12 protein-coding genes and 1 pseudogene are annotated in these 13,294 nt (G+C 56.8%); 12 read left to right on the top strand and 1 reads right to left on the bottom strand.

Translation table 11 applies throughout. The features are described 5' to 3' along the window. Positions 1 to 448, bottom strand: a 448-nt coding sequence (locus BG52_RS06040; RefSeq protein WP_036666972.1) for a GNAT family N-acetyltransferase, incomplete at its 3' end; no start/stop codon positions are given. A 600-nt stretch (positions 449 to 1,048) separates the two neighbouring features. Between BG52_RS06040 and ilvB the strand changes: the two genes are divergently transcribed. The 12 genes and pseudogenes from ilvB to BG52_RS15965 all read left to right on the top strand — a co-directional run. After that, positions 1,049 to 2,791, top strand: coding sequence for a biosynthetic-type acetolactate synthase large subunit (gene ilvB, locus BG52_RS06035; protein ID WP_036583594.1), 1,743 nt, complete (start codon positions 1,049 to 1,051; stop codon positions 2,789 to 2,791). A gap of 2 nt (positions 2,792 to 2,793) precedes the next feature. Then, positions 2,794 to 3,285, top strand: coding sequence for an acetolactate synthase small subunit (gene ilvN, locus BG52_RS06030; RefSeq protein ID WP_036583592.1), 492 nt, complete (start codon positions 2,794 to 2,796; stop codon positions 3,283 to 3,285). A 298-nt stretch (positions 3,286 to 3,583) separates the two neighbouring features. Then, the gene (ilvC, locus tag BG52_RS06025; RefSeq protein ID WP_036583590.1) at positions 3,584 to 4,576 is read left to right on the top strand and encodes a ketol-acid reductoisomerase; all 993 of its coding nucleotides are present in this window, start codon (positions 3,584 to 3,586) and stop codon (positions 4,574 to 4,576) included. A 181-nt stretch (positions 4,577 to 4,757) separates the two neighbouring features. Then, positions 4,758 to 6,302, top strand: coding sequence for a 2-isopropylmalate synthase (locus BG52_RS06020; protein ID WP_036583587.1), 1,545 nt, complete (start codon positions 4,758 to 4,760; stop codon positions 6,300 to 6,302). A 21-nt stretch (positions 6,303 to 6,323) separates the two neighbouring features. Then, complete coding sequence (gene leuB, locus BG52_RS06015) at positions 6,324 to 7,403, top strand: 3-isopropylmalate dehydrogenase (protein ID WP_036583585.1); 1,080 nt, start codon at positions 6,324 to 6,326, stop codon at positions 7,401 to 7,403. Between the two features lie 162 nt (positions 7,404 to 7,565). Continuing rightward, positions 7,566 to 8,114: a peroxiredoxin gene (locus tag BG52_RS06010; RefSeq protein WP_036583583.1), complete on the top strand. Its 549-nt coding sequence runs from the start codon at positions 7,566 to 7,568 to the stop codon at positions 8,112 to 8,114. A gap of 239 nt (positions 8,115 to 8,353) precedes the next feature. After that, entirely contained in the window at positions 8,354 to 8,776 is a 423-nt protein-coding gene (locus BG52_RS06005) for a hypothetical protein (RefSeq protein WP_036583581.1), read from the top strand. A gap of 117 nt (positions 8,777 to 8,893) precedes the next feature. Further along, complete coding sequence (gene sigI, locus BG52_RS06000) at positions 8,894 to 9,700, top strand: RNA polymerase sigma factor SigI (protein WP_036583579.1); 807 nt, start codon at positions 8,894 to 8,896, stop codon at positions 9,698 to 9,700. Further along, positions 9,697 to 10,959 carry an anti-sigma factor domain-containing protein gene (locus BG52_RS05995; RefSeq protein ID WP_036583577.1) on the top strand — a complete coding sequence of 421 codons (1,263 nt, stop codon included), beginning with the start codon at positions 9,697 to 9,699 and terminating at the stop codon, positions 10,957 to 10,959. The genes sigI and BG52_RS05995 overlap by 4 nt, the downstream gene beginning before the upstream one ends. Positions 10,960 to 11,145: 186 nt before the next feature. Beyond that, the gene (locus BG52_RS05990; protein ID WP_051587814.1) at positions 11,146 to 11,547 is read left to right on the top strand and encodes an ATP-binding protein; all 402 of its coding nucleotides are present in this window, start codon (positions 11,146 to 11,148) and stop codon (positions 11,545 to 11,547) included. Beyond that, positions 11,547 to 12,920 (top strand): ATP-binding protein, encoded by a 1,374-nt coding sequence (locus BG52_RS05985; RefSeq protein WP_036583719.1) that lies wholly within the window; start codon positions 11,547 to 11,549, stop codon positions 12,918 to 12,920. Before BG52_RS05990 ends, BG52_RS05985 begins: the two co-directional genes overlap by 1 nt. Positions 12,921 to 13,018: 98 nt before the next feature. Beyond that, a pseudogene (locus tag BG52_RS15965) lies at positions 13,019 to 13,294 on the top strand (hypothetical protein); the annotation flags it as partial.

The raw sequence follows: 13,294 nt of genomic DNA, 5'->3' as shown, positions 1-13,294 counted from the left end.
GAGCTACGTAAGCAAGGAACAGATCGAAGCAGCGGTAATTGGGAACATAGCGGACTGTCGCATAACCGAGCCGGGCGTAGAATCGGTGCGCCCGCTCGTTGCCTTCGTCCACGAACAGACAAGCCTTCGAGCAGCCTGCCGAGCGCCCGTATGCTTCGCCGAAGGCCATCAGCCGTCCGCCGACGTTGCGGCGGCGCAGGCTCGGCTGCACGGCCAGCATATCGACGAACAGCACATCGTTGCGAACATCCACGTGAATGAAGCCGTCCGGCCGGGCGGTCCGTCCGCGCGAGGCGACGAAAGCGGCGCCGCGCTTCAGGCGGGCTGCCAGATCGCGGTCGGACAAACGTCCCGCGTAACCGGCGTTGTGCGACAAGGGGACTAGCTCGGTGCGGATCAGCCGGATAATGTCGGCGGCGTCGCTTCCCGCTCTGTACGATCTGATCATGAAGATCCCTTCCCGTGTTCAGGATACTCGCCGCCGCCTTGCAAGGTCGGCGGCTGTATACATCTTATGTGGGAGAAGGGCCGCTTGCCCGAAAGCCGCATAACTTTTCCGGCTGTGGGACAGATTAGTCTTGACGAATGCTTCCGCAGTGCATATAATTAACGATAAGCTAATACGACATCGGCAATGATGAGGACGAAGTGTTAAGGGCTCTTTTGCTCAGAGAGCGGACGGAAGATGCTGAGACCGTCGCCAAAACCCCTTTTCTACGAGCTCACCTCGGAGCTGTTTTCCTGAAAGGCGCTGCTTATTAGGGAGAATCGCGGGGCACGCGTTAAAGTGCCAAAGGTAAGAGAGTCGGAGTGCACGCCGATTTTATTTCCTGTCGAGGTTATACATTGCGAGATGTATGACAAACCTGGGTGGTACCACGGAAGATATGCCTTCCGTCCCTCAACACGGATTCGTGTTAGGGACGGGAGGCTTTTTTGATTGTCCGGCTTTTTATCAGGTCCCCGACAAGCATGCGGTTTACCCTGCAGTGCATCTCTTCGCATCTAAGGGCAAAGTTTTGGATAATGCGGAAGGAGGATGACCAAGATGAGCGCACAAGATACGACGCTTCGGTCAAAAGAGGAAATCATGGAACGGCTGTCGAAGCCCGAAGTCATTACGGGTTCCGAAATATTGCTTCGCAGCCTGGTGCTGGAAGGCGTGGATTGCGTATTCGGATATCCCGGCGGCGCGGTGCTGTACATTTATGACGCGATGCACGGGTTCAAAGATTTCAACCACCTGCTGACGCGCCATGAACAAGGGGCCATTCACGCGGCTGACGGATATGCGAGGGCCAGCGGCAAGGTCGGCGTCTGCATTGCAACCTCGGGCCCGGGGGCGACGAATCTCGTGACGGGCATCGCGACCGCGTACATGGATTCGGTTCCGCTGGTCGTCATCACGGGCAACGTGGTCCAGAGCGCGATCGGAACGGACGCTTTCCAGGAAGCCGACATCATCGGCATCACGATGCCGATTACGAAGCACAGCTACCTGGTCCGCAACGTGGAGGATCTGCCGCGCATCATTCATGAGGCTTTCCATATCGCCAATACCGGCCGCAAGGGTCCGGTTCTGATCGATATCCCGAAGGACGTCTCGGCGGCCACGACGCTGTTCAAGCCGGCGAAGGATATCAGCATCCGCGGCTACAACCCGACCGTGTCGCCGAACAAAAATCAGGTCGACAAGCTGATCAAGGCGATCGGCGAGGCGTCTCGTCCGGTTGTTCTGGCAGGCGGCGGCGTCGTTTACTCCGGCGGCCATGAGGAACTGTACGAATTCGTGACGAAGACGGACATTCCAGTCACGACGACGCTGCTCGGACTCGGCGGTTTCCCCAGCGGCAACGAGCTGTGGATGGGCATGCCGGGCATGCACGGAACCTATACGGCAAACAAGGCAATTCAAGCGGCGGACCTGCTCATCAACATCGGCGCCCGCTTTGACGACCGCGTGACGATGAAGCTGCAGGGTTTTGCGCCGAACGCGAAAATCGTCCACATCGACATCGACCCTGCCGAGATCGGCAAAAACGTGCCGACCGACATTCCGATCGTCGGCGATATCAAGACCGTGCTCCAGCTAGCCAACAAGGACGCGAAACGCGCCGACAAGGCCGACGAGTGGCGCGCGCAGGTGGCGAAGTGGAAAAAAGAAATGCCGCTCACCTACAACGATTCCGAAGTCGAGCTGAAGCCGCAGTGGGTCATCGAGATGATTCATGAGACGACCAAGGGCGAAGCGATCGTCACGACCGACGTCGGGCAGCATCAGATGTGGGCTGCGCAGTATTACCGTTTCAATCAGCCGCGTTCCTGGGTCACTTCCGGGGGCCTCGGCACAATGGGCTTCGGCTTTCCGTCCGCGATCGGCGCCCAGATGGCGAATCCGGACCGTACGGTCGTGTCGATCAACGGCGACGGCGGCATGCAAATGTGCGCGCAGGAGCTGGCCATCTGCTCGATCAACAACATCCCGGTCAAGGTCGCGATCATCAACAACCAGGTGCTGGGGATGGTTCGCCAATGGCAGGAGATCATTTACGACAATCGTTACAGCCATATCGATCTTGCCGGCAGCCCGGATTTCGTCAAGCTGGCCGAAGCGTACGGGGTAAAAGGCTTCCGCGCTTCGAACAAAGAGGAAGCGCGCGAGGCATGGGAAGCGGCGCTCCGTCATGACGGACCGGCAGTCGTCGAATTCGTCGTCCGCAAGGGCGAGAATGTGTATCCGATGGTCACTCAAGGAAACACGATCGATGATATGATACTGGGGGATGCGTAGACATGAGCAAGCATACGATCGCCGTACTCGTCAATAACCAGCCCGGCGTCCTGCAGCGCGTATCCGGCCTGTTCGGCCGCCGCGGCTTCAATATCGAGAGCATAACCGTCGGCGCCAGCGAAGAGCCGGGCTTGTCCAGGATGGTCATCGTCACCACCGGCGACGACAACACGCTGGAGCAAATCAGCAAGCAGCTGTACAAGATCATCGACGTGATCAAGGTCGTCGATCTGAGCGCCAATCCGATGGTCGGCCGCGAGCTCGCGTTGATCAAGGTCAACGCGGAGCCGGCCTCCCGTCCCGAGATTCTTGGGGTGGTCGAAACGTTCCGCGCGTCGGTCGTCGACATCGGCTCCAGTACGATGATGGTTCAGGTGGTAGGCGACTCCGACAAAATCGACGCGATGACCGAGCTGCTCAAGCCGTACGGTATCCGCGAGCTGGCGCGCACCGGCGTTACGGCCATGGTACGCGGCAACGCATCGATGAAGTAATGCCGGATCGTTTCAACGAATTGCCGCTTGGAAAGTTGCAATGCCGGCGGGATGGGTGTAACTTTATTCTAGATGGGGTCCCCGAAAAGTAACCGGATTAAGCTTACAGAGCATCACGTCACTTTTTGGGGATTATTCTGCAGTATTGCGGCAACAGGGCCGCCGCTGTACCGCAGCGGCCTTACATATGGAATCACGCCCGTTTTGAACGGGTGCTCAAGCGGGGGAACCGCTTCGGCCGGCACCCTCCTCGAGCACCCGTTCAAAAGGGTTTAAATCAAAGGAGGCTTTTATTCTTATGGCAGTTAAATTGTTTCACGAGAAAGATGCGGACCTCGGTGTTCTGCAAAACAAAACGATTGCGGTAATCGGTTACGGCAGCCAGGGCCATGCCCAGGCGCAAAACCTGCGCGACAGCGGCCTGAAGGTTATCATCGGTCTGCGCGCCGGCAAATCCGCCGACAAGGCAAAAAATGACGGCTTCGAGGTGTTACCGGTAGCGGAAGCGGTCAAGCTGGCCGACGTCGTGCAAATTCTGATGCCGGACGAAACGCAAGCCCGCGTTTATAAAGAAGAGATCGAGCCTAACCTCAAAAAAGGCGCGGCGCTGATGTTCTCCCACGGCTTCAACGTTCATTTCGGCCAAATCGTGCCTAGCGCCGATACCGACGTGCTGCTCGTTGCTCCGAAGTCGCCTGGCCACATGGTTCGCCGTACGTACGTCGAAGGCTTCGGCGTTCCCGGCCTGATCGCAATCGAACAGGACGCTACGGGCAACGCGCAGGCTATCGGCCTGGCCTATGCCAAAGGCATCGGCTGTACCCGCGCAGGCGTTATCGAAACGTCTTTCCGCGAAGAAACCGAAACCGATCTGTTCGGCGAGCAAGCCGTTCTGTGCGGCGGCACGAGCGCTCTGGTTAAAGCCGGTTTTGAAACGCTCGTAGAAGCAGGCTATGCGCCTGAGATGGCTTATTTCGAGTGCTTGCACGAGCTTAAGCTGATCGTCGACATGATGTACGAGGGCGGCCTGGCTTCGATGCGCGATTCGATCTCCAACACGGCTGAATTCGGCGACTACGTCACCGGTCCTCGCATCGTGACGGATGAAACGAAGCAAGAAATGAAGCGCGTGCTGGAGGACATCCAGTCCGGCCGTTTCGCTCGCGATTTCATCCTGGAGAACCAATCCAACAAGGCGACGCTGACGGCTACCCGCCGACGCGAAGCCGAGCATCCGATCGAGCAGGTGGGCAGCCAGCTGCGCGAGATGATGCACTGGATCAAGAAATAAATTTGTTTATATAACGGAAATCCGATACGGACAAATCGTCGGCGAATGATCCCGGAACGGACGGACCACAGCGAAACCATGCCCCTTGCGGAGCATGGTTTCGCCGCGCCGCCGGGCCGGGATATTGCGCTTACGGACAAACGGCGTGTTGCCGTGCACGCAGACGTCATGGAGGTGCGGTATGCGTAAAATTTATATCTTTGATACGACGTTGCGCGACGGGGAGCAATCTCCTGGCGTCAACCTGAACATGAAAGAGAAGGTTGAGATCGCGCTGCAATTGGAGAAGCTGGGCGTCGACCGGATCGAGGCGGGCTTCCCGGCCGCATCGCCAGGCGATCTCGCCGGCGTTAGCGCAGTTGCGCGCGCGGTGAAGAACGCGACGGTTATCGGGCTGTCCCGTTCGCGGACGCAGGACATCGACGCGGTGCGCGAGGCGTTGAAGGACGCGCAGGATCCGTGCATTCATCTGTTTCTGGCCACTTCCCCGATCCATCGGAAGCATAAGCTGCGGATGGAGAAGGAGCAGGTGCTGGAAGCGGCCGAGGCGGCAATCCGGTATGCGAAGCAGTATTTCAGCAAGATCGAGTTTTCGCCGGAGGACGCCGGCCGGACCGAGCTTGATTTCCTGTGCCAGGTGACGGAAATGGCGATTCGCGCAGGGGCGACCGTCGTCAACATTCCCGATACGGTCGGCTATATGACGCCTTCGGAATTCGGCAATATTTTCAAGACGCTGAAACAGAATGTGACCGGCATCGAGAACATTCAACTGAGCGCGCATTGCCACGATGATCTCGGCATGGCGACCGCAAACGCGCTGGCTGCGATAGAGAACGGCGCCGAGCAGGTCGAAGGCACGATCAACGGCATCGGGGAGCGCGCAGGCAACACGGCTCTCGAGGAAGTGGCGCTCGCGCTCGCGACACGTGCGGGATTTTACGGTGCGCATACGACGCTTAACCTGAAGGAAATCGCCAAGACGAGCCGTCTCGTCAGCAAGCTGACCGGCATGGTCGTTCCGGGCAACAAGGCGATTGTGGGCGCGAACGCGTTCGCTCACGAATCGGGCATTCATCAGGACGGCATGCTGAAGGAAAAGACAACGTACGAGATCATCTCGCCGGAGACGATCGGCCTCGTTGAATCGAAGCTGGTGCTCGGCAAGCATTCGGGACGTCACGCCTTCCGCGAGAAACTGATCGATCTCGGATACGATCTCGGCGAAGACGCGGTGAATGCGGCGTTCGGCAAGTTTAAGGATTTGGCCGACCGTAAAAAGAACGTGAGCGATGAAGATATTCGAGCCATGCTGGAAGAGAAGCTGATCGATACGCCGGAGGTGTACACGCTGGAGAAGCTTCAGGTCAGCTACGGCAACCAATCGGTTCCGCACGCGACCGTGTCGATCCGGGTTGCCGGCAAAGGCGTTTCGGAGCAGAACGCGGAAGGAAACGGCTCTGTCGATGCCATTTACAACGCGATTGACGGGCTCACGAGCGAAGCGGTCGAGCTCGAGGATTATTCCATCAAATCGGTAACGCAGGGTAAGGATGCGCTCGGCGAGGTGCATGTCGTATTGAAGCAGGGCGAGGTTTCGGCACAAGGCCGCGGCGTCAGCACGGATATTCTCGAAGCGAGCGCCCGCGCTTACATCGACGCGCTTAACCGGCTGATCGACAAACGTCAATCGCCGGGGCGCCGCGATAAAATGAGCTTGATATAAATAAAGGAGTGTAGGGGTATAATGGCAGATGTGAAAAAAATCGCGGTTATCGCCGGAGACGGCATCGGACCGGAAGTCGTCGCGGAAGCGATTAAAGTAATGAACAAAACCGAGGAACTGTTCGGCTACAAATTCTCGTTCGAGCAGGGCCTTTTCGGCGGTATCGCGATCGATGAGAAAGGAACGCCGCTGCCGCAGGATACGCTCGACATGTGCAAACGCGCGGACGCCGTTCTGCTCGGAGCGGTAGGCGGACCGAAATGGGACAACAACCCGAAGGAGCTTCGTCCGGAAACCGGTCTGCTCGGCATTCGCAAAGCGCTGGGCTTGTTCTCCAACATCCGCCCGGCAACGATCTTCGACTGCCTGAAGGAAGCCTCGACGTTGAAGCCGGAAGTGCTGGAAGGCACCGACCTGATCGTCGTGCGCGAGCTGACGGGCGGCATTTACTTCGGAGAGAAATTCCGCCGCGAGGGCGAGAACGGACAGGAAGCGGTCGACACATGCGTCTACAATGTAGCCGAAGTCGAGCGGATCGTGCGCCAGGCTTTTGAAATCGCACAGAAACGCCGCAAGTTCCTGACGTCCGTCGACAAGGCAAACGTGCTTGAAACGTCTCGTCTGTGGCGCGAAGTCGTCAACCGGATTGCTCCGGAGTATCCGGATGTCGAGCTGGAGCATGTGCTCGTCGATAACTGCGCGATGCAGCTGCTCCGCCGTCCGTCGAGCTTCGACGTCATCGTGACCGAAAACATGTTCGGCGATATCCTGAGCGACGAAGCGGCGATGCTGACTGGCTCGATCGGCATGCTGTCCTCCGCTTCCCTGGGAGAAGGCGCGTTCGGATTGTACGAGCCCGTACACGGCTCGGCACCTGATATTGCAGGCCGGGGCATCGCAAACCCGATCGCGACGATTTTGTCGGTGGCGCTCATGTTCCGTCTGACGTTTGGCTACGAGGATGCGGCGAAATCGATCGAGGACGCCGTCGCAGAGGTGCTGAACGCAGGTCACCGGACAGGCGACATTGCCGTTGACAAGAGCAAGGCGATCGGCACCCAAGCGATGGGCGAACTGATCGTTGCCGCCATGCGCAAATAAAACGTTTGCAGTAAAGTTATTTTATAATTAGTGTAATTCAGTGGTAATTATAATTTTGACTTTATTCTTGGCGGATGATAGTATCATATTTTGAAAGGCCAAGCGCCGGTAAGGCGGTTGGCTCCAAGAAAAAACGCATTTGCGCAAGGAGGATTTCTGTTCATGACACAACGTTTGGTAGGACGGCCGGCACCGGAATTCACAATGGAAACCGCGCTGGGCAACGGCAAGGATTTCGGCAAGGCTTCGCTTTCCGATTACAAAGGCAAATGGCTTGTTCTGTTCTTCTATCCGCTGGACTTCACGTTCGTATGTCCGACGGAAATTACGGCATTGAGCATGGCTGCCGACGAGTTCAAGAAGCTGAACACGGAAATTCTCGGTGTCAGCACGGACAGCAAACACAGCCACCGCGCATGGATCAACACGCCGGTGAACGATAACGGCCTCGGCGAGTTGAACTTCCCGCTGGCTGCCGATTTGACGAAGAAAGTCGCAAGCGACTACGGCGTTCTGATCGAAGATGAAGGCATCGCGCTGCGCGGCCTGTTCATCATCGATCCGGAAGGCGAACTGAAATATCAGGTCGTTAACCATAACGATGTGGGACGCAGTGTTGAAGAAACGCTTCGCGTGCTTCAAGCATTGCAATCGGGCGGTCTGTGCCCGATGAACTGGAAACCGGGCCAATCCACCCTGGTTGCGAAGTAAGCAGTAAGCGGTACGACAGGAACCCGCCTCCCTGTACAGGGAAGCGGGTTCTTTTTTTTGGGGGGGGCGAAATAGAAGGTGAAAGAGCGGCGGGCGAGTGGGCGCCGGCGTTTTTTGTCGAAGCGTTGTGCAGGAATCTGACCTCTTCCCGGCGAATAATATTGAAGGTAGTCAGCTGAAAAAATGATTCGCCGGAAACGCCGAGGGTATCGAATTGGTAAAAGTGTGGGGGTGACAGTATGAGTTTCTGCTGCGGCGCCAGTATGATCGGGACGAAAGGGACATTAAAGCATTACCGGACGCACATTCATAACGTGCCGATCCTGTTTTGCCCCGTGTGCCATCGAGTGGACATCCATTACCTGATTGAGGACGAATATGAGATGCTGGCCGAATATGCGCACGGCGACGGCGCTTTCGAGGTCGATTTCCAAGATTACGTGGAGCAGAAAGGGAACGAGCTGCTCGAAAATTGCGTAAATAACGAGAATGAGGATCCGATGGACGTGGTTGCGAGTCAAATCGACATGTCGCTCGATCTGCTCACTTTCGCCAAGCAGTTGGGGGACTCAGGCTGGGAGGAGCAGCTCAAGAAACGGCTCGTTATCCTGAACGGCAGACGGAACAGGCTTCGTCAGCGCCGTCCCTCGGAATCACGCTAATGGGAACCCGCCTCTTGAGGAGGCTTTTTTCTTTCTTTTTTGTTTTTTGGGGAATATTCGTCCTGCCCCCTGAAGGCGCATAGAATCAACGAATGATGTACATAAGAGGTGGAGCGGTTGTTACTCCTATTGATCAAACGGTTTTTCGGCAGAACCGAGGCCGGGGACGGGGAGAAGGCGTCACCCGAATCTGTCGTGGAGCGTATCGCCCAAGGCGAGCCCGGCTTGCGCGATACGTTCATCGCGGCTTACCGGCCTTACATCGCCAAGGTGACCAGCCGGTTCTGCAAACGATATATCGATCCAACTTGCGACGACGAGTTCAGCATTGCGCTTCTCGCGTTCAATGAAGCGATCGACCAGTTCTCGCCGACTGCCGGCAAGTCGTTTATCGGCTTTGCCGAAACCGTCATCCGCCGCCGGTTAATTGACTATGTCCGAAAAGAGCAGCGCCATGCGCACACGGTGCCGATGAGCGCGTTCGATACGGAGGATGACGAGGATACGCCGGTAAATCCGGTGGTGACGGGCGCTGCGCTTGCGATTTATGACAAGGAGCGGCAGTCGGAGCGCCGAAGATATGAAATCGAAGCCTTTATGGCGAGGCTGCAGCCGTACGGCATCTCTTTTCTGGAGCTGGCCGAGAAATCGCCCAAGCATGCCGATTCGCGCGCGATGCTGTACGGAATAGGCGCCCGGCTGGCGTCGGATGCTAAGCTATTCGCACTGCTCGAAACGAAACGGCAGCTTCCGATCAAGGAGCTGACCTTGCTTTGCGAGGTGTCGCGCAAGACGCTTGAGCGCAACCGCAAGTTTATTATTGCCGCAGCGCTTATTTTGCAGGGAGATTATCCGCATCTGCAGGCATACCTGGAGCGAGCCGACGGAACAAGCCACCGAACCGCGGAAGGAGTGGGACTATGAACAGGGGAGTTGTACTGGAAGTGCATAAAAAATTTTGTGTAGTCCTGACTCCGGACGGCTCGTATCGGAAGGTGCCGGGATTTCACAACCGCCGGATCGGCGAGGAAATCGAGTTCGGAGGGGCCGCAAGTGTCACGATTCGCCGGCCAATCTGGTTGCCGGCAGCGGCGGCCGCAGCTGTGATTTTGCTGCTGGCGCTGGCCCTGCCCCGCGTATGGCCGTTCGGCGGGCCGGAAGTCGCGGCGTATGTGGCGATGGATATTAATCCGAGCATCGAGTTCGGCATTGCTGCCAACCGGGATGTGCTGGAGCTGCGGGCATTGAACGCCGACGGAGCGGCGGTCATCAAGGGCGTTGCCTTTAAAGGAAAGCCGATAGAGGATGTCGCCTCCCAAATCATCAAGAACGTCAATGCCGCCCGTTATCTGGAACTGAACGATGGCGACATTTTCATCACAAGCATTCTGGTTGACGGCCGTGCCGCCGTAGGCTTCGAGGATGAAGTCGCCTCGGCGGTCGATCAAGCCGTCACGCAAACCGTCGAGGAGGCCGGAACGGGTACGCCGGTTCAAATCACCCATCTGAAAGCTCCTGTGGAGCTCCGTGATACGTCGATGGCGCAAGGCGTTTCGCCCGGCAAAATGGCAGTCTATCTGCTTGCGAACAAAGAAGGAGCGCCGATCAAGCTGGAGGCGCTGAAGCAAACGTCGATTCATAACGCGGTCAAAAGCCTTGGCGGCGTGAAGGCGCTGATGGGAGCCGCAGCCGCCGACGAGGAAGGCATTAAAGCCGAGCTGAAAAAGCTGCTGAAGACCGGAGAGGCAGCGGCCAAGGCGAACGTCAAGGACCCGAAGGATGCGGAGCAAGCGAACGATCAGCCGAAAACCGGGACGAAAACCGATGGGATCAAGGAGCAGCAGCGCGACGGCGGGGACAAGGATCGCGCTGAGGCACAGAAGGACAAGAAGGCCGATAAGAAAGGCAAGCGTGAGGATGCCGGCAATGAAGACCGGCCGGACGATGACGATGATAACAATAATGATGGCGGCGACGACTACGACGACGGAGATAGCGGCCGTCGCGCCGGAGCAGATCGCGAATCGGATCGCAAAGGCGGCAAATCGGGGGGCGTCGAGGAGATAAAAGATGACGACGATACCGGTGACAAGGAAGATCGAAAGGCGCAGTCGAGCCGTGCCGAACGGCAGCCGAACAAGCAGACGGACGACAAGCGTAAAAACAAGAAGGAAGACGATTGAAACGTAATCCTTGCGGCAAACAAACGGTGAAAAGCTCCGCTTTTCACCGTTTTTCGGCTTGTACGGCTTTCTTCATTTTTCGACAAAGTCTCCCGTTGACTCCAATTCTTTACATAACTATGATAAAGACAGGATCGGTTGAAACCTGTGAGTGATAACGCTGTACAAGCGGAGGCGAAAACAATTTTGGAAACTTTCCTCATCACAAAACCGTCCGATGCGATTCAGGCACGCGAACGGGCGCGGGAGATGGCCAAAAATCTCGGTTTCGGTCTGGTTGATCAAACAAAATTAGCATTTGCGGTTTCGGAAATGGCTTTAAAGCTGATCGCGATAGCGGATGTGTGCCGCATGAATATCGATTATTTTCTGAAAGAGGAAAAGGCGGGAATCGAAGTAAGCATGTATGAGCGGCATAGAATGGCAGGCCCTGTAGATACGCAATGGGCCGCCCAGTTGGTGGATGATCTGGACGTCAGCCATAATCGTTTCGACGAAACACGCATTACGTTCCGCAAATGGCGAAAGGCGACGGAATCGAACGATTGCGCTCCCTGCAAGGCAACTGCGACAGGGGGGAAAGAATGATGATTGCGCTTCGCAAGCATTATTTTCCGGCATTGGCCCAATACGTCAAGGACGGGAATGAAGCTTCACTGTTTGAGGCTACACAGCTTGGCAAGCTGCTGCAAGGGATCCATCCGGAGGAGATCATTGCGCTCCATGAAGAGACGATGCAGACGCTTGTGGCGAATGTGGAGTCGGAGGAGGCGCTGGCGCTGTACAACCGATCCTTCATTTTTCTGATCGAACTGATGGTCGCCTACCGAATTCGGACACAACCCAGCGACAGCAACGAGCACATTTTTACCGAAATGCGGGAAATGCTGTTCAAATCGCATCTGTCCTTTCAGAATGTGAAGAACAAATATGAGAATGTGCTGCAGCATATGGACAGCGGAATCGCGTTGTTCGACTCGGACGGGATTCTTTCGTTCATCAACCTGAAGATGGCGAAGCTCCTCGATGTTCCCCGGAAAATGCTGGTCGGCTGCACCCTCCGCGACATTTTGTCCCATCCGAAACTAAAACGGAGCGTTAAACGAAGCCTTTTACGCGTCTATCACGAGATGGTGCTTCAACGCTCCCGCTATTATGAGATTCAGGACGAGGCGGGCCGGCATCTGCTCCTGACAGGGACCTATGCCGACGAGCTGGACGGCGACTACCTGATCAGCGTAAAAGACGTCACGGAGTACAAGCAAATCGAGCAGAGCGCGTATCAGAACGACAAGCTGGCCATGCTCGGCAAAATCGCGGCGGCGATCGCGCATGAAGTCCGTAATCCGCTTACGTCGATACGCGGTTTCATTCAACTGCTTAGACCGCATTTGGAAGCGCTCGGCAAGGAGGAGTACGCGCGGATCATTCTCACCGAGATCGATCGTGCAAACGACATCATTTACGAATTTCTGAACTCCTCCAAGCCGTCTGCGCCCATGGTGCGGAAGGTGGCGATCGATACGCTGCTCCGCGAGGTGCTGATGCTTTCCGACAGCGAAGCGCTGATGAAGGGCTGCCAAATTCACTACGAGTCCTATGAGGAGAATTTGCAGGTATCGATCGACATGAAACAGATCAAGCAGGTCATACTGAATCTCGTCCGCAACGCGCTTGACGCGATCAGCGACATGAACGAGGAATACGGCGGCCGGATCGATGTCGCCACGTACAAAGAAGGGGAGAACGTCGTCATTCTGGTCCGCGACAACGGCAAGGGCATGGACCGCCAAACGCTCGGCCGGCTGTTCGATCCGTTTTTTACGACCAAGGAAGCGGGCACCGGCCTCGGGCTTTCGGTCAGCTATCGGATCATTCGTAACCATGGCGGTACGATCCGGGTGGACAGCACGCCGGGCGAAGGAACGGCGTTCAAGATTCATTTGCCTTCGGTATCGTAAACCTTTAGAATCGGGGTAGAGTCCGATTCTTTTTATTTTACATAGATACCCGGCGGGGCGAGGCCCGCCGGGTTGCCTGTGAGGAGGCCCGCGCAACTATGGAAGTCCGGTTTCACATGGAAGCGAATGCAGCCGAAGCGCTGCGGAATGCGGAGGTCATCGTGCGGCTTGCCGGCGATGGATTCAAACAAGGCATGTTCCCGTCGGCGGCTGGCGCCGGCTTCCCCGTTCAACTGGAGGAGGCGGCGACGCGGTTCGCGGCCAAGGGACTGTTCAAGGCGGAAGCGGGCGAGACCCAGTTGCTTCCGACGCTCGGCCTGACGCAAGCCGAGCATGCGGTGTTTGCCGGAATCGGCGGCAGCCATACGGCGGAG

It is taken from the genome of Paenibacillus darwinianus (genome assembly GCF_000598065.1).
Classification (GTDB): Bacteria; Bacillota; Bacilli; order Paenibacillales; family Paenibacillaceae; genus Paenibacillus_I; species Paenibacillus_I darwinianus.
The sequence above is the reverse complement of the archived record's forward strand: the minus strand, read 5'-3'. Positions and strand labels throughout refer to the sequence as shown.

Coding starts and splice junctions, on each gene's coding strand:
- leuB (WP_036583585.1), top strand. CDS start 6,324: ATGGCAGATGTGAAAAAAATCGCGGTTATCGCCGGAGACGGCATCGGA.
- ilvN (WP_036583592.1), top strand. CDS start 2,794: ATGAGCAAGCATACGATCGCCGTACTCGTCAATAACCAGCCCGGCGTC.
- ilvC (WP_036583590.1), top strand. CDS start 3,584: ATGGCAGTTAAATTGTTTCACGAGAAAGATGCGGACCTCGGTGTTCTG.
- BG52_RS06020 (WP_036583587.1), top strand. CDS start 4,758: ATGCGTAAAATTTATATCTTTGATACGACGTTGCGCGACGGGGAGCAA.
- BG52_RS05985 (WP_036583719.1), top strand. CDS start 11,547: ATGATTGCGCTTCGCAAGCATTATTTTCCGGCATTGGCCCAATACGTC.
- BG52_RS06010 (WP_036583583.1), top strand. CDS start 7,566: ATGACACAACGTTTGGTAGGACGGCCGGCACCGGAATTCACAATGGAA.
- ilvB (WP_036583594.1), top strand. CDS start 1,049: ATGAGCGCACAAGATACGACGCTTCGGTCAAAAGAGGAAATCATGGAA.
- BG52_RS05995 (WP_036583577.1), top strand. CDS start 9,697: ATGAACAGGGGAGTTGTACTGGAAGTGCATAAAAAATTTTGTGTAGTC.
- BG52_RS06005 (WP_036583581.1), top strand. CDS start 8,354: ATGAGTTTCTGCTGCGGCGCCAGTATGATCGGGACGAAAGGGACATTA.